This window comes from Thermopolyspora flexuosa, from assembly GCF_006716785.1.
GTDB classification, from domain to species: Bacteria; Actinomycetota; Actinomycetes; order Streptosporangiales; family Streptosporangiaceae; genus Thermopolyspora; species Thermopolyspora flexuosa.
The window spans coordinates 1,450,321-1,466,894 of sequence record NZ_VFPQ01000001.1 but is presented as its reverse complement, the minus strand read 5'-3'; the positions used below and the strand labels follow the sequence as shown (position 1 = coordinate 1,466,894).

Genomic DNA, 16,574 nt, shown 5'->3' with positions numbered 1-16,574 from the left:
CGGGGATAAACCCGCGGTACGGCACGGCGCCGCGGGGCGGCGCGCGGCGGCCTAGAGTGCTCCTCACCGGCACCGTCGATCGATGGGAGCGAGATGGCCGAACGAGCCGAACCCCTGGTCCGCGTCCGCGGGGAGGCGACGCTCGAGGTGGAGCCGGAGATCGCCCGGCTGACCGTGGTGGTCCGGGCGCAGGACAAGAACCGGCGCCGGACCCTGGAGCGGCTCACCGAGCGCCAGCGGTCGTGCCGCAGGCTCATCGACCGGTACGAGGAGGCGGTCGAGGACGTCGGCACCTCGGCGGTGGTGATCACCCCGGAGCTGCGCGAGGGCCGCGCGGAGCGGGTGCGGGCCTACCACGGCGCGGTACGGCTCCGCGTCACCGTGCGCGACTTCACCGTGCTCGGCGAGCTGGTCAGCCGGCTCGCCGACGAGGAGCCGGTCACCGTGGAGGGCCCGAGCTGGGAGCTGCGGCCCGGCTCGGACGCCTACCGCCGTGCGGCCGAGCAGGCCGTGCAGGCCGCGCTCGCCCGGGCGCGCACGTACGCGGGCGCGCTCGGCGCCGAGATCACCGGCCTGGTGGAGATCGCCGACACCGGCCTCTCCCACGACACGATCCACCCTCCGCCCGTCCCGTTCGCGTTCACCGCGGCCGTCCCCGGGGCCGCGCCCGAGTCCGCCCCGCCCCCGCTCGACCTGGAGCCGCACCCGATCCAGGTGCACGCCTCGGTCGAGGCGACGTTCACCCTCGCCCCGCCGCAGGCCCTCTGACCCGCCCGGGCGGGCTCGCCGTACCGGATGGCGGGCGGGACGCTTTGCCGCCGGCGCCGTGTAGCGGCAGGTGGCGCGGGTAGCGGCCGGGCGAGGAGGATCATCATGCCCGCTGATGTCATCGAACTGATCACCGCCGACCATCGTGACGTCGAGGCGCTCTTCGCGGAGATGAAGCGGCACCCGGAGAACCGGCCCGCGCTGTTCGCGGAGGTGTGCGCAAAGTTCCTCGCGCACTCGGTGGCCGAGGAGGAGCGCGTCTACCCGGAGATCGCCAAGCTGGTGCCGGAGGAGCGGCCGGAGGTGGAGCACGGCACGTCCGAGCACCACAAGGCCGAGGAGATGCTGTTCGCGTTGCAGGACATGGACTGCGACTCGCCGGAGTTCGAGCGCGTGCTCGACGAGTTCATCGCGGCCGTGCACGAACACGTGCAGGAGGAGGAGTCGCAGGTGCTCCCGGTGCTGGCGAAGGCCGCGCCGAAGAGGCTGCTGCAGGAGCTGGGCCGCGCGTTCAGCGAGGGCAAGGCCGAGGTGCTGCGCAACCCCAGCGCGATCACGCCGGAGAGCATCAAACAGACCGCCACGGCGCCGGAGAAGGCCGGGGCGAGGAGGACCGGCGGGGCGAAGGGGGCCCGCGCCTCCGGGAAGGCGGCACCGGCCGGGAAGCCCACCGAGGGCCGGTCGAAGGAGGAGCTCTACGAGCAGGCCAAGCAGGCCCACATCCCCGGCCGCTCCGGGATGACCAAGGACGAGCTGGCCGAGGCGCTCAGGAAGCACCACTGAGCCGGGCCCGGCCGGTACGGCCCGCACGCCCGACGCGGCGGCGCGGGCACCCGGCCGGGCGCGGCGTCAGGCGGCGAGCTGCTCCATCGCCTTGCGGATGCGCTTCTCCGAGATCGGGTACGGCGTGCCCACGGTCTGGGCGAAGAGGCTGACCCGCAGCTCCTCGAGCATCCAGCGGATGCGGACCACGTCCTCGTCCTCGCGCCGGTCCGGGTGCAGCCGGTCGAGCAGGTCGTGGTACTCGTCCTCGAGGTCGTGGACCACGTCCATGCACCGGGCGTCCCGGTGCGGGTCGTCGGGCAGCCGCTCCAGCCTGCGGTCGATCGCCCGGATGTAGCGGAGCAGGTCCGGCAGCCGGTCGAACCCGGTGCCGGCCACGAACCCGGGGTAGACCAGGTGCTCGAGCTGCTCGGTGACGTCCTCGAGCGCGGGGGCGAGCCGCGGCGCCGGGGTGGTGGCGGTCATCGAGCGCAGCCGGGTCACCGCCGAATGCCAGGCGACCAGCACGCGCTCGGTCCGCGCCACGACCTCGGCCATCGTGTCGTACAGCTCGGCGCGCACGTGGTCGTACAGCCGGGTGAAGTCGCCGGGCGTCCAGACCACCCCGCCCGCCTCGGCCATGAGCTTGTCCACCGCGCACGCCGCGCAGTCGTCGAAGAACGCCACCGCCCCGCCGTGCGGGCTGCGGCTGAGCGCGAGCTTCTGCTGGTTGCTCAGCGTGCCGAGGATGCGCTTGGCCGGGGACGGGATGGCGAGCAGCAGCAGGCGGCGGGTGCCCGCCCACATGGCGCGGCGCTGCTCCTGCTCGGTCTCGAACATGCGGATGGCGACGCTGTCGCCCTCGTCGACGAGCGCCGGGTAGGCCTTCACCCGGCCCTGCTGGAACACCTTGGGCAGCTCGCCGAAGTCCCAGCGGCGCAGCCCGGTGCGCTCCAGGTCCTGACCGGCCTTGGCGAGGCGCTCGCGCAGCGTGGGGGCGAGGCGGCGCTTGAGCGCGTCGAGGTCCTTGTCCTCGGCGATCACCCGCTTGCGCTCGTCCACCACGCGGTAGGTCATGCGCAGGTGGGCCGGTACCGCCTCCAGGTTCCACGCGTCGCGCGGCACGGCGATCCCGGTGAGCCGGAGCAGCTCGCGTTCGAGCACGTCGAGCAGGGGCGCGCTGCCGGGCTTGACGCCCTGCTTCGCCGCGGACTCGAGCACCGCCCGGGCGTAGTCGGGGGCGGGCACGAAGTTGCGGCGCAGCTGCTTGGGCAGCGAGCGGATGAGCGCGGTGACCAGCTCCTCGCGCAGCCCGGGGATCTGCCAGTCGAAGCCGTCCGGATCGACCTGGTTGAGCAGGTGGAGCGGCACGTGCACGGTGACGCCGTCGGCGTCGGAGCCGGGCTCGAACTGGTAGCTCAGCTTCAGCCGGTGGCCGTTCTGCCGCCAGGTGTCCGGATAGTCGCGGGCGCTGACGTCGGCGCCCTCGTTGACGAGCATCTCCGGGGTGAAGGTGAGCAGGTCCGGGTTCTCGTGCCGGGCCTTCTTCCACCAGGCGTCGAAGTGGCGGCCGGAGACGACTTCGGCGGGGATGCGCCGGTCGTAGAAGTCGAACAGGGTCTCGTCGTCGACGAGGATGTCGCGGCGGCGGGCCCGGTTCTCCAGCTCCTCGACGTCCTCCAGCAGCCTGCGGTTGTCGCGCAGGAACTTGTGGTGGGCGTCCCACTCGCCCTGCACGAGCGCGTGCCGGATGAACAGCTCGCGGCACAGCTCGGGGTCGATGCGGCCGTAGTTGACCTTCCGCTGGGCCACGATCGGCACGCCGTACAGGGTGACCTTCTCGTAGGCCATCACCGCCGCCTGGTCCTTCTCCCAGTGCGGCTCGCTGTAGGTGCGCTTGACCAGGTGCTGGGCGAGCGGCTCGATCCACTCGGGCTCGATCTTGGCGTTGATCCGCGCCCACAGCCGGGAGGTCTCCACCAGCTCGGCCGACATCACCCAGCGCGGCGGCCGCTTGGCGAGCGCCGACCCGGGGAAGATCGCGAACCGGGCGTTGCGCGCGCCGAGGTACTCGCGCATCGGGCGCCGCCCGCCCGGCCCCTCCTCCTTGCGGTCGAGGTCGAGCATGCCGATGTGCGACAGCAGGCCGGCGAGCAGCGACACGTGGATGCGGTACGGGTCGGCCGGGCGGTCGTCCCGCATGGAGATGCCGAGCGACCGGGCCACCTGGCGGAGCTGGGAGTAGATGTCCTGCCACTCGCGTACCCGCAGGTAGTTGAGGAACTCGGCCTTGCACATGCGGCGGAACTGGCCGGAGGACAGCTCCCGCTGCCGCTCCTGCAGGTACTCCCACAGCCGCAGGAAGGTGAGGAAGTCGGATTCGGGGTCGCGGAACCGGTTGTGCTTCTCGTCGGCGGCCTGCTGCTTGTCGAGGGGGCGCTCGCGCGGGTCCTGGATGGACAGCGCGGCGGCGATCACCATCACCTCGTGCACGCAGCCGTTCTTCTCCGCCTCGAGGATCATGCGGGCGAGCCGCGGGTCGATCGGGAACTGGGCGATCTTGCGGCCGAGCGGGGTGATGCGGCGCTGGGCGTCGAACGCGCCGAGCTCGACGAGCAGGTTGATGCCGTCGCGGATCTGCCGCTTGTCCGGGGCGTCGATGAACGGGAACGCCTCGATGTCGCCGAGCCCGAGCGTGGTCATCTGCAGGATGACCGAGGCGAGGTTGGTGCGCAGGATCTCCGGGTCGGTGAACTCGGGGCGGCTGAGGAAGTCCTCCTCCGAGTAGAGGCGGATGCAGATGCCGTCCGAGGTACGGCCACAGCGTCCCTTGCGCTGGTTCGCCGACGCCTGGGAGATGCGCTCGATCGGCAGCCGCTGCACCTTGAGGCGGTGGCTGTACCGGGAGATGCGGGCCGTTCCGGGGTCGATGACGTACTTGATGCCGGGCACGGTGAGCGAGGTCTCGGCGACGTTCGTGGCGAGCACGATGCGGCGGCCCCGGTGCGGCTGGAACACCCGCTGCTGCTCGGCCGCGGACAGCCGGGCGTACAGCGGGAGGATCTCCACGCCCTCGCGTCTGCCGAGCGCCTCGGCGGTGTCGCGGATCTCCCGCTCGCCGGAGAGGAACACCAGGATGTCCCCGGGGCCCTCGGCGCACAGCTCGTCGACCGCGTCGCAGATCGCCTGGATCTGGTCCCGGTCCTCGTCGCCGTCCCCCTCGTCGACGGGCCGGTAGCGCACCTCGACCGGGTACATGCGGCCCGACACCTCGATGATCGGCGCGTCGCCGAAGTGGCGGGAGAACCGCTCGGGGTCGATGGTCGCCGAGGTGATGATCACCTTGAGGTCGGGGCGCTTCGGCAGCAGCTGCTTGAGGTAGCCGAGGATGAAGTCGATGTTGAGGCTGCGCTCGTGCGCCTCGTCGATGATGAGCGTGTCGTACTGGGACAGCAGCCGGTCCTGCTGCATCTCGGCGAGCAGGATGCCGTCGGTCATCAGCTTGATGAGGGTGCCGTCGGACACCTGGTCGGTGAAGCGCACCTTGTAGCCGACCGCCTCGCCGAGCTCGGTGCCGAGCTCGTCGGCGATGCGCGCGGCGACCGAGCGGGCCGCGATCCGGCGCGGCTGGGTGTGCCCGATGAGCCCGGCCACGCCCCGGCCGAGCTCCAGGCACATCTTGGGGATCTGGGTGGTCTTGCCGGACCCGGTCTCGCCCGCGATCACCACCACCTGGTGGTCGCGGATCGCGGCGAGGATCTCGTCCCGTTTCTGGCTGACCGGCAGCTGCTCGGGGTAGGTCACCGCGGGCACGGCGGACCGGCGCGCCGCGATCCGGCGCTCGGCCGCCTCGATGTCGGCGGCGATCTGCTCGGCGATCGCCTGGCGGGCCGCCGCGTCGCGGACCTTGCGCGCGCCGTCGATGCGGCGGCGCAGCCGGCGCTGGTCGCGCAGCATGAGCGCGCCGATCCGGGCGTGCAGGTCGGCGAACGGGGAGCGCTGCGACGGCCCCCGGGAAGCGGACGACCTCGACGACGGCCGTTGCGGTGACGTTTTCATGGCACAGCAAGGATAGGCAATGCCCCTCGGCGGGACGCCAACCGTTTTGCCCGTCGTCACCGGCCCGGCACGGCGCGGGCTGGCATGCTGAAACCGTGGACAGCGCGAATGTTCGCATCGAGGTGGACGCCGAGCTGTGGCATTTCCTCGCGCCCGGCGCCAGGGGACGGGAGCTTTCCGTGCCCGCCGACGAGACCACGACGCTGGGGCACGTGATCGAGTCGGTGGGCGTTCCGCTGCCCGAGGTGGGCCGCATCGAGGTGGACGGGCGTGCCGTCACCGCCGACGAGCGGGCCGCGCCGGGCACGCTGGTACGGGTGCTCCCGGTCGCCCGCCCGCAGCCGGTGCCGATCGACCCGCCGCGGTTCCTGCTCGACGTGCACCTCGGCACGCTCGCCCGGCGGCTGCGCCTGGTCGGGGTGGACACCGCCTACGACAACGACCTTGACGACGACACGCTCGTGGAGATCGCGAACGCCGAGCGCCGCATCCTGCTCACCCGGGACCGCGGCCTGCTGCGCCGCCGCAGCCTGTGGCTCGGGGCGCACGTGCGGAACGCGAACCCCGACGACCAGCTCGACGAGGTGCTGGGCCGGTTCGCCCCGCCGCTCGCCCCGTGGACGCGGTGCACCGCGTGCAACGCCCCGCTCGTGGCGGCCGAGAAGAGCGAGGTGGAGGCGCTGCTGGAGCCGGGCACGCGCCGCACCTACGACGTGTTCGCCCGCTGCTCGTCGTGCGACCGCGTCTACTGGCGCGGGGCCCACCACCGGCGGCTCCAGCAGATCGTGGAGCGGGCCACCCGGGTGGTCGGGGCCGTGGGCGTCTGACGCCGTCTTCGTGGGTACGGCGGGCGGCCCGCCGTACCCGTGCCGCGGCTCAGTGTGACTCACGCGGTACGGCGCGGCCGCGCGCGCCGACGAGGAAGTCGAGGTCGGCTCCCTTGTCGGCCTGCATGACGTGCTCGACGTACAGGGCCTCGTAGCCGCCGCGGAGCGTGCGCTCGGGGAGCACCGGCCTGCGGCGGGCCAGCTCGTCGTCCGGCACCTCCAACCGCAGGAGCCGGCGCTCCACGTCGAGGGTGATCTCGTCGCCGGTGCGCACCAGCGCCAGCGGGCCGCCCGCGGCCGACTCGGGGGCGACGTGCAGCACCACGGTGCCGTACGCGGTGCCGCTCATCCGGGCGTCGCTGATCCGGACGATGTCGCGGACCCCGCGCTCGAGCAGCTTGGCGGGGAGCGGCATGTTGCCGACCTCGGGCATGCCGGGGTAGCCCTTGGGGCCGCAGCCGCGCAGCACCATGACGCTGGTCTCGTCCACGTCGAGGCCGGGGTCGTCGAGGCGGTGGTGCAGCTCCTCGGGCGACTCGAACACGATCGCCCGGCCGCGGTGGCGGAGCAGGTGCGGGCTCGCCGCGGCGGGCTTGATGATCGCGCCGTCGGGGGCGAGGTTGCCGCGCAGCACGGCGATGCCCGCGGCGGGCTTGAGCGGATCGGCGGCCGGGCGGATCACGGTGGGATCGACGATCTCCGCGGTCTCCAGTCCCTCGACGAGGGGGCGGCCGAGCACGGTGATCGCCTTGGGGTCGAGCCGGTCGCGGATCTCGCGCAGCACGGCGCGCAGGCCACCGGCGCGGAAGAAGTCCTCCATGAGGTGGGCGCCCGCGGGCTGCAGGTTGACCAGGAGCGGCACGTCGTGGAAGGCGTCCACGTCGTCGAGCGACAGCGGCACGCCGACCCGCCCGGCGATGGCGAGCAGGTGCACCACGGCGTTGGTGGAGCCGCCGATCGCGGCGAGCGTGGCGAGCGCGTTGCGGAACGAGCCGGGACCGAGCACCCGGCTGGGGGTGAGGTCCTCCTCGACCATCCGCACGATGCGGCGTCCGGCGTGGTGGGCGAGCTGCAGCAGGCGGCTGTCGGGCGCGGGGATGCCGGCGTTGCCGGGCAGGGTCATGCCGAGCGCCTCGGTCACGCAGGCCATGGTGGAGGCGGTGCCCATCGTGTTGCAGTGGCCCCGGCTGCGGATCATCGACTGCTCGGCCGCCCGGAACTCGTCCGCGGTGATCGTGCCGGCCCGCATCTCCTCCGACAGCCGCCACACGTCGGTGCCGCAGCCGAGCGGACGGCCCCGCCAGGTGCCGGTGAGCATCGGGCCGCCGGCCACGACGAGCGCGGGCAGGTCCACCGAGCAGGCGCCCATCAGCAGCGCGGGGATCGTCTTGTCGCAGCCGCCGAGCAGCACCACGCCGTCGACGGGGTTGGCGCGGATCATCTCCTCGACGGCCATCGCCGCCAGGTTGCGGTAGAGCATGGCGGTGGGCCGCATCTGGTTCTCGCCCATGCTCGGCACGGGCATCTCCAGCGGCACCCCGCCGGCCTCCCACACGCCGCGGGCGACGTACTCGGCCACCTCCTGCAGGTGGCGGTTGCACGGGCTCAGGTCCGACCAGGTGGTGCAGATCGCGATCTGCGGCCTGCCGTCGAAGGCGTCGTCGGGCAGGCCCCGGCGCATCCATGCCCGGTGGTGGAACGCGCTTCGGTTCAGCCCGGTGTACCACGCCTGCGATCGCAGCGCCATGCCTCCCCCGTTCCTCGAGCCGGTCCGGTCGCCCCTATTTGTAACTTTTCTGGATTAATTTGGACAGCCCCATTCGGTGAAATGGGGACAGACCTGGGCGTTTCACCGCCTATCGGACGTCAGGCCGGGACCCCGGCTTGCCTCCTTAGGTAAGGCAAAGCTAAGTTACCCGGGATACGAGACCACCGAGCGGAGGCAGGCACCGGCCGTGAGCACCACATCCACCGAGTCGCAGGTCGCGGAGATCCAGCCGTACTCGATCTTCCACGTCGAGGTCGCCCGCACCCGGCGGCTCAGCCCGAGCTTCCTGCGGGTCACGTTCACCGGCGAGCCGCTGGCGCACTTCGCCGACCTCGGGCACGACCAGCGCATCAAGGTGGTCCTCCCGATCCCCGGCGCCGACCTCGACGAGTTCCCCGACGGCCCCGACTGGTACCTGCGCTGGCGGGAGCTCCCGGACGAGCGCCGCCACCCGCTCCGCACCTACACCGTGCGCGCGGTACGGGCCGACCGGCGCGAGGTCGACGTCGACTTCGTGCTGCACGGCGACGGCGGGCCCGCCTCCCGCTGGGCCTCGCACGCCCGCCCCGGCGACCGCGTCGCGCTCGTCGGCCCCGACGCCCGCTACCAGGGCCCGATCGCGGGCCGCGAGTGGGCGCCCCCGGTGGACGCGCGCCGCCTGCTGCTCGCCGGGGACGAGACCGCGGTGCCCGCGATCTCGGTGATCGCCGAGTCGCTCTCCGGCGACGTCCCGGCCACGGTCCTGCTCGAGGTGCCGCACCACGAGGACATCCTCGAGCTGCGCACCCGCCCCGGCGTCGAGGTCACCTGGCTGCCCCGCGACGGCGCCGCCCACGGCGACCGCCTCATCCCCGCGGTGCGCGAGGCCACCGCCGAGCTCGCCCGCGAGCTCGCCACCGCACCGGCGGGCGAGCTCAACGACGTCGACGTCGACACCGAGCTGCTCTGGGAGGTCCCCGACCCGACCTCGGTCACCTCCTGCGACGGCCTGTACGCCTGGCTCGCCGGCGAGGCGTCGGTGGTGAAGACCCTGCGCCGCCACCTGGTCCAGGAGGTCGGCCTCGACCGCCGGGCCGTCGCCTTCATGGGCTACTGGCGCCTCGGCCGCCCCGAGCCCACCGGCGCCTGACCCTTCGTACGGCTCGTACGGCCCGGCCCCGCACGGCGGGCGGACGAGCGTGCGCGATCGCGGCGCGTCCGCGCGGGCGGCGGATCGCGTCAGCCCGCGGTGTCCGGCGCGGGCTTCTCTCCCGGCCCGGCCGTGAGCATGGAACGGCGCAGGAAGCCGATCGCACCGGGGACGTGCCTGCTCTCCCGGAAGTCCTGCAGCCGGCGCCGGCGGCGGGCCCGTTCCAGGGCGAGCCACTCCCTGCCCTCGGCGCACACCGACTCGAGGATGCGCAGCGCCCCGCTCACCCCGGAGGAGTTCATGGCGAGCTCCTCAAGGAACGCGTGGTCCTCCGGCATCCGGTCGTACGCCCCCTCCTCGAAGCCGTCCACGAGGACGTTGACGTCCTGGTTGTTGACGAGCGACAGCCGGAAGGCGCGCCGGAGGATGAGGGCCTGGTGGTCGTAGGGGCCCATCTCCTCCCGGGCGACCACGCGCCGGTTGCCGGCCTCGAAGCGCACGCCCACCTCCTCGACGCGCGCGGAGGCGATCATGTCGTACCGGAACGTGTCGCGCCGCTGGTTGTAGAACCTGCCGGTGGCGAAGTCGAGGGTCGCGGTGACCTGGCGCACGCCGCCCTCGGTGAGCAGGAAGAGCAGCACGGTGTAGGCCGAGTACCGCGGCGGGCCGTACGGGACCCGGGCGCGGCGGCTGTTCGGGGCCGCCTCGGTCAGGATGAGGTGGGCGAGGACGTCGCGGTTGCTCAGGCCGTACTCGCGCAGCGCCCACGACTTGAACGTCAGCTTGTCGTAGGCGAGCCACGTCGCCATCTCGATGTCGCTGGGGCGGTCGGCGAGCACCTGGCGCCAGCGCTCGTACTCCTGCAGCTCCTCGGCGTACCGCTGCTCCGCCTCGGCGGCCTCGCGCTGGTACCGCTGCCGCGCCGCGGCGTAGTCGAGCAGCTCCGACCCGCTCACCAGGGCGCCCACGGCGAGCAGGCCCCAGAACACGAGCATGCCCGCCCCGGCCTCGACCGATCCGGCAAGGCCGAGCAGGATCGCGACGTACAGCAGGTACTTGCTCGCCCGGACCGGCAGCGGGACCGACGTTTCGTCCACCGGGAGCCGGATGCGGCCGGTGAAGAACCGCTCGGCGGTGGTGTGGGCGTGCCACCGGATGAGCCACCGGATCGGTCCCACGCGGGACAGGTCGGCCCCGTAGCGGAGGACGAGATCCTCCTTGAGCTGAGCCCGCAGCCGCTCGCTGTCGGCGGCCCACCGCGCCGCGCCCGCGGGGTCCTGCGGCCCCGCCACCCGGAACCAGTGGTCGACGCTGTCGGAGACGGCCTGGGCGAAGCGCTCGTTCCACCACCCCTGCGACGCCGGGTGGCGCAGGCGGCGGCGGGGCAGGGCCATGGTGACGGTGATGAGCACCCACAGGCTGGCCAGCGTGCACGCGACCACCGCGTGGGCCGGCGCGCTGAACAGCAGCACGGCGGTGATGATGAACAGCGAGAAGCCGCCGAGCACACACCCGGCGATGATCCGGCCCCGGTCGGCGGGGGCGATCGCCGGCGGGGGCGGGACCGCCTTCCGCGGCGGCATCGGCACGGGTTCGAAGAACTTCCAGACCCGCTGCTCGCGGTTGTTCGCGAAGCGCATCCGCTGCACGTACTGCGCCTGCAGCTCGCTGATCTTGTCCTGGATCCACCCGTTCAGCACCATGTCCAGGTGGCGGTGGATCTCGTCCTGCCGCTCCTGCGGCAGCGCCGTGTAGCGCTCGAGGGCCTTGGTGAGGGTCTCCGAGTCGGACGGGCCGTTCGTCTCCTCGTCCAGGCAGTTCACCAGCTCGATGACCACGTCGAGGGCGTCCCGCCAGGCGTCGCGCGGGAACTCGTGGGCCATCGTGATCGCTGTGTGCAGGCGGCGGAACTCCTCCTGCCCGAGGTGGTCGAACGAGCGGTCGCTGAGGATCGCCAGGACCCAGTGGTACGCCACCTCGGCCGACCGGTGGCCGGCCATCGCCGCCTCCTCGATCAGCCGCTCGGCCTGCCGGGGGTTGTCGCCCTCCAGATAGCGCAGGCCGGTCTCGTACTTGTGGCGCGGGTCCCCGCTCGACAGCGAATAGATCGTGACGTCGCCGTGGACATAACCGATCTGCGCCTCCACATGCGCGTCGTCCATGGCGACGTTGGTCACGTTCGGTGGCACGTGGTTCATCGGCCCGGGACCTTCCTGGAGAAGATTTCAGTATGGAAATGGAGTTCCACGTTCACATCCGATAACGTGCCGTTCCACCGGAACGACCGGTGTCCTCCCAAAAGCGGGAAGGGCCGCGCCGCAGCGGCCCGCCCCGCCGCCGTCCAGGGGTTTTCTGGCGATCACACCCAGAAGACCCTCTGAATTCCGCTGCGGCCGAGACGCCGGCCACGGCCGTACCCATTCACGTTCCACGCGTGCCGGGACACCCCCTGACGCCCTTCGCCCGCGAGCGCGAAAACCTGGCTGCCCACCTTACCCAGACGGCATGGCGTAATTCGGTTTCCGGTGGATTTCAAAATCGTCACCATCACACCCCGCCGGCTCGCGAAATTCCCACAATATGCATATACGATCCAATTCCGGTTATATGGATATGTGGGACAACGGAGACGATTCGGAACGGCGGCGGATACGCCAGGACACCACCGGCACCGCTACGACGCCCCCGCGATCATGGAGATGACGGTCGCCACGAGCGCCACCAGCTCGGACGAGTCGGCCAGCAGGCCGCGCAGCTTCTTCAGCGAGAGCAGCGCCTTCTGCGTGCCGCGCCCGCCGCCCTCCTTCAGCGAGCCGGACGCGGCGGACAGCTCCTCCGCCGCCGCGGCGTAGGTCGCCTCGTCGATCTCGCGGTTCCGGCGCGCCTGCTCGAGGCGGCCGCGCAGCTCCTCGATCCGCCCCCACAGGTCGAGGCCGGCCCCCGTCTCCTGGCCGATGGTCACGTTGCCGTAGACGGCCCCGACCTGTATGCCGACCCGGGCATTGCCCTGGGCCTTGTTCACCACTTTGTTGATCATCGCCGCCCTTTCCGGCCGCCCCGCCGGACGGGCGGCCTCGTCCTTGTGCCCCATGCCGATCTCCCGCGCCAGCTCGCCGGCGAGGGCCACCGCGAAGGCCGCGGCGTTCGCCGCCGCCACCGTCTGCCAGCCCTTGCCGTCGGTGGCCACCTTGGTGCCGTCGGCGCGGTCGCTGATGCCGCGCACCACCGCCGTGGGCAGCGCGTGGTTCAGATGGGCGGCCTGCGCCACGCCCGCCGCCTCCATCTCGATCGCGAGCGCGTCGTTGTACGTCAGCCGCACCCACCGGGCGTGCGCGGAGATGCTGGAGTTCTGCACGACCTCGCCGGCCGCGATCGGGCCGAACCGCACCGTGGGCACCCCCGCGCCCGGCGGCAGGTACCGCGTCCACGTGCCGGTCCGGTGCACGTGCCGCGCGATCTGGTCCGACACGTGCGAGGCCTCCCAGACCCGGGGACGCGCCTTGAATCCGTCGTCCTCGCTCGTGCCGCCGTGGTAGGCGTAGACGTGGGTGGCGACCACCACGTCCCCCAGGCGGATGTCGGGCCACAGGGCCCCGGCGATCCCCACGAACATCAGGGCGGACGGCGAGAACTCGCCGATGGCGCGCTCGGCGAGCACGGCCGCGGGATGGTTCCCCTTGCCGACCAGGCCCAGCGCCACCGGCGCCGGGCAGTCCGCCAGGCGGCCCACCTCGAACCGCGTACCGGCCGGGTGGCGGTGCACCCGGGGCCGGGAGAGATACCGCCGGACCGCCTGGTACTCCAGGTCGAATGCGGTCAGGACCACGATGGGGCGCTCGCTCATGACCTCTGCCCTTCCTCGGCCTGGCCAGCGCGGACCATCGGGGGGTACAGCACCCGGACCGGGCCAGCCCGGTAGAGCCGGGCGGGCCGGCCGTTCGCGTTCCGCCGCATCGGCCCGGCCGGGACGACGAACCCGCGCGTGCTCTTCACCTTGCGGTAGAAGTTCCGGGGATCGATCCGGACGCCCCACACCGCCTCGTAGACCCGCTGCAGCTCCGCGATCGTGAAGGTCTCGCCGCAGAACGCGGTGGCGAGCGCGGTGTGCTCGAGCTTGGCGCGGGCGCGTTCCACCCCGTCCTCGACGATCCGCCGGTGGTCGAAGGCGAGCTCCAGGCGGCCGGACAGCACCTCGTCCACCGGAATCCAGTGGGCGTCGGCCGCGTCCGTGCCGGCGACGGGCTCCGGCAGGCGGGGCGCCACCGCGAGATAGGCGACGGACACCACGCGGCCCCGCGGGTCCCGGCCCGGCTCGCCGTACACCCCCAGCATCTCCAGGTGCACGTCGGCCAGCCCGGCCTCCTCGGCGAGCTCGCGCCGCGCCGCCGCGTCGATCGCCTCGTGCTCGTCCCGGAGGAAACCCCCCGGAAGGGCGAAGGTCCCCTGGTACGGCTCGATGCCGCGCTCGACGAGCAGCACGTGGAGGCGGTCGTCCCGCAGCGTCAGGATCACAAGGTCGACCGCGAGCAGAATCCTCGGCGGCTCCCACGGTTCGTCGGCCACGCTCCCACGGTAACTTTTTGTCAGTTCGACAGGAAGTCCCTGCGGCAAGGTTTTTTCGTACGGCACGGCCCCGCCGCCCGCGCCGCCGGCCGTTGCGCCGGGGCGGGCGCCGATGATCTACTCACACCTGCCGGCGGCGCGTGGGCGCGCTTCGCGGCGTCGGCCCGGGTGGCCACGTGCGGGCGCAGGATTCCAGGAGGAGCACATGATCGTCGTCTGTGGTGAGGCGCTGATCGACCTCGTGCCCACCGGGCCGGACACCTTCCGGGCCGTGCCCGGCGGCGGCCCGGCGAACACGGCGGTCGCCCTCGCCCGGCTCGGCACCCCCGCGTACCTGCTGTGCCGGCTGTCCGGCGACGGCTTCGGGCGGCGGATCCGCGAGCACCTCGTCGCCGGGGGCGTCGACCTCTCGCTCGCGGTGGCGGCGGACGAGCCGACCACGGCCGCGGTCGTCGGGCTCGACGCGTCCGGCGGCCCCACGTACGCGTTCTACGTGCAGGGCACCGCGGACTGGCAGTGGCGGCCGGCCGAGCTCCCGGCCGACGCGCCGCCCGGCACCCGGGTGCTCCACTTCGGCACCCTCGCCTCGATCCTGCCGCCCGGGGCCGAGGTGCTGCGGGAGTGGGCGGCCGCCCGGCGCGAGCGGTACACGGTCGTCTACGACGTGAACGTACGGCCCGCCCTGCTGCCCGACCGGGCCCGGTACGGCGCGGCCGTCGAGCCCTGGCTGAAGACCGCCCACGTGGTGAAGGCGAGCGAGGAGGACGTGGCCTGGCTGCACCCGGACGCCGAGCCGCTCGACGTGGCCCGCGCCTGGCTCGACGGCCACGGGCTCGCCCTGGTGCTGATCACGTGCGGGGAGCGGGGCGCGGTGGCGGTGACGCCGGACGGGCCGCCGCGGCACGTGCCGGGCTTCCCGGTGCGGGTGGCCGACACGGTGGGCGCCGGGGACACGTTCACCGGGGCGCTGCTGCACGCGCTCGCCGCCCGCGGCGCGCTGCCGGAGCGCCCGGGCGCCGCGTTCCCGGCCGCGGACCTCGATGCGGCGCTGCGGTTCGCCGTGGCGGCCGCCGCGCTCACCTGCACCCGCGAGGGCGCGGCGCCGCCCACCCGTGCCGAGGTCGAGGCGTTCCTGCACGAGCGGAACGCGGGCGGGTCCGTCGGCGAGTCCCCCGATGGTCTCGCCGATGGACCCGCCTGCTAGGGGCGGCCGTGCCGTACCGGCGGCCGGGTCAGGCGTGCGCCATCTCGCGCTCGGCGGGCGCGGCGGCGGCGCGGTCGTCGTGCGCCTCCTCGTCGAGCAGGGTGGTCTCGTCGAACGGCAGGCGGCCGGAGAGCACCTGCGCGGCGCGCTCCCGGTCGAGCTCGCCGGTCCACCGGCCGATGAGCACGGTGGCCACGGCGTTCCCGGCGAAGTTGGTGAGCGCCCGGGCCTCGGACATGAACCGGTCGATGCCGACGATGAGGCCGACGCCGTCCACCAGGTCCGGCCGGTGCGCCTGCAGGCCGCCGGCGAGGGTGGCGAGGCCCGCACCGGTCACCCCGGCCGCGCCCTTCGACGCGATGATCATGAAGAGGAGCAGCGCCACCTGCTCGCCCAGGGACAGCGGCGAGCCGGTCGCGGTGGCCACGAACAGCGTGGCCATGGTGAGGTAGATCGCGGTGCCGTCGAGGTTGAACGAGTACCCGGTCGGCACGGTGATGCCGACGACCGGCCTGCTCACCCCGAGGTGCTCCATCTTCGCCATGAGCCGCGGCAGCGCCGACTCGGAGGAGGAGGTGGACACGATGAGCAGGAACTCGCGGGCGAGGTAGCGCAGCAGCGACCACAGGTTGATCCGGGCGGCGAACCACAGCAGCGGGCCGAGCACCACGCCCACGAACAGCACGCAGGTCACGTAGAACCCGATCATGATCATGGCGAGACTGGTGAGCGCGTCGATCCCGGTCGCGCCGACCACGGCGGCGATAGCGCCGAACGCCCCCACCGGCGCCGCCCACATGATCATGGCGAGGATGCGGAACACGAGCCGCTGGATGTGCGCGATGCCGGTGCGGATCGGCGCGCCCCGCTCCCCCATCGCCTGGAGCGCGAACCCGGCGAGCAGCGCCACCAGCAGCGTCTGCAGGATCTCCCCCTCGGTGAAGGCCGACACCAGCGTGGTCGGGATGATGCCGAGCAGGAACTCCACCGTGTCGCTCTCCGCGGCCTTCGCCGCCTCGGTCGCCGCCGCCTTCCGGGCCTCGTCGGTGAGCTGCAGCCCGGCGCCCGGGTCGACGAGGTTGCCGACGACGAGGCCGATGACGAGCGCGATCGTGGACATCGCCAGGAAGTAGGCCATGGCGAGCCCGCCGACCCGGCCGACCTTCGCCGCCTGGGTCACCGAGCCGACGCCGAGCACGATCGTGCAGAAGATGATCGGGCTGATCATCATCTTGATCAGGTTGACGAACGCGGTACCGAGCGGCCGCAGCTCCTTGCCGACGTCCGGGGCGAGGAACCCGACGGCGATCCCGGCGAGCACCGCGACGATGACGGCGAGGTAGAGGTAGTGGGTGCGGTCCCGTCGGGCGGCCGGGGTGGCGCCGCCCGAGGCCTGTCGTGGCGTCTCGGCTGACATGAGACTCGACCTTCCTGAAACGCTGAGCTGGAGACCGCGGTCGAGCCACTATGTGCCGAACGCGTGACCTACGTCAC

The 16,574-nt window shown here is 72.7% G+C and carries 11 protein-coding genes; 5 read left to right on the top strand and 6 right to left on the bottom strand.

From position 1 onward, the window contains the following. Positions 1–93 precede the first annotated feature (93 nt). Both FHX40_RS06430 and FHX40_RS06425 read left to right on the top strand, forming a co-directional pair. On the top strand, positions 94–768 hold the full coding sequence (locus tag FHX40_RS06430) for an SIMPL domain-containing protein (RefSeq protein ID WP_142258761.1): 675 nt from the start codon (positions 94–96) through the stop codon (positions 766–768). Positions 769–873: 105 nt separating this feature from the next. Then, positions 874–1,551 carry a hemerythrin domain-containing protein gene (locus FHX40_RS06425; RefSeq protein ID WP_170198736.1) on the top strand — a complete coding sequence of 226 codons (678 nt, stop codon included), beginning with the start codon at positions 874–876 and terminating at the stop codon, positions 1,549–1,551. Positions 1,552–1,617: 66 nt separating this feature from the next. Here the strand turns inward: FHX40_RS06425 and hrpA are convergent, their stop codons facing one another. Beyond that, on the bottom strand, positions 1,618–5,589 hold the full coding sequence (gene hrpA, locus FHX40_RS06420) for an ATP-dependent RNA helicase HrpA (protein WP_142258759.1): 3,972 nt from the start codon (positions 5,587–5,589) through the stop codon (positions 1,618–1,620). A 95-nt stretch (positions 5,590–5,684) separates the two neighbouring features. On the opposite strand from hrpA, the gene FHX40_RS06415 reads away from it, so the two are divergent. Then, entirely contained in the window at positions 5,685–6,416 is a 732-nt protein-coding gene (locus FHX40_RS06415; protein ID WP_268241036.1) for a Mut7-C RNAse domain-containing protein, read from the top strand. 49 nt (positions 6,417–6,465) lie between these two features. On the opposite strand, the gene FHX40_RS06410 is transcribed toward FHX40_RS06415, so the two are convergent. Beyond that, positions 6,466–8,163 carry an IlvD/Edd family dehydratase gene (locus tag FHX40_RS06410; protein ID WP_142258758.1) on the bottom strand — a complete coding sequence of 566 codons (1,698 nt, stop codon included), beginning with the start codon at positions 8,161–8,163 and terminating at the stop codon, positions 6,466–6,468. A 208-nt stretch (positions 8,164–8,371) separates the two neighbouring features. On the opposite strand from FHX40_RS06410, the gene FHX40_RS06405 reads away from it, so the two are divergent. Then, positions 8,372–9,313: a siderophore-interacting protein gene (locus FHX40_RS06405; protein ID WP_229788625.1), complete on the top strand. Its 942-nt coding sequence runs from the start codon at positions 8,372–8,374 to the stop codon at positions 9,311–9,313. Between the two features lie 89 nt (positions 9,314–9,402). Here FHX40_RS06405 and FHX40_RS06400 read toward each other — a convergent pair whose 3' ends face one another. The 3 genes from FHX40_RS06400 to FHX40_RS06390 all read right to left on the bottom strand — a co-directional run bounded on the left by FHX40_RS06400 (position 9,403) and on the right by FHX40_RS06390 (position 13,876). Then, positions 9,403–11,511 (bottom strand): hypothetical protein, encoded by a 2,109-nt coding sequence (locus FHX40_RS06400; protein ID WP_142258757.1) that lies wholly within the window; start codon positions 11,509–11,511, stop codon positions 9,403–9,405. A 476-nt stretch (positions 11,512–11,987) separates the two neighbouring features. Continuing rightward, a complete protein-coding gene (locus FHX40_RS06395) occupies positions 11,988–13,157 on the bottom strand; it encodes a 5'-methylthioadenosine/S-adenosylhomocysteine nucleosidase family protein (protein ID WP_142258756.1) in 1,170 nt (389 codons plus the stop codon). After that, the gene (locus FHX40_RS06390; protein ID WP_211350184.1) at positions 13,154–13,876 is read right to left on the bottom strand and encodes an NUDIX hydrolase; all 723 of its coding nucleotides are present in this window, start codon (positions 13,874–13,876) and stop codon (positions 13,154–13,156) included. Before FHX40_RS06390 ends, FHX40_RS06395 begins: the two co-directional genes overlap by 4 nt. A 205-nt stretch (positions 13,877–14,081) precedes the next feature. Here FHX40_RS06390 and FHX40_RS06385 point away from each other — a divergent pair, with 205 nt between their 5' ends. Next, entirely contained in the window at positions 14,082–15,080 is a 999-nt protein-coding gene (locus tag FHX40_RS06385) for a carbohydrate kinase family protein (protein ID WP_142258755.1), read from the top strand. 28 nt (positions 15,081–15,108) lie between these two features. On the opposite strand, the gene FHX40_RS06380 is transcribed toward FHX40_RS06385, so the two are convergent. Continuing rightward, on the bottom strand, positions 15,109–16,497 hold the full coding sequence (locus FHX40_RS06380; RefSeq protein WP_142258754.1) for a cation:dicarboxylate symporter family transporter: 1,389 nt from the start codon (positions 16,495–16,497) through the stop codon (positions 15,109–15,111). Positions 16,498–16,574 lie beyond the last annotated feature (77 nt).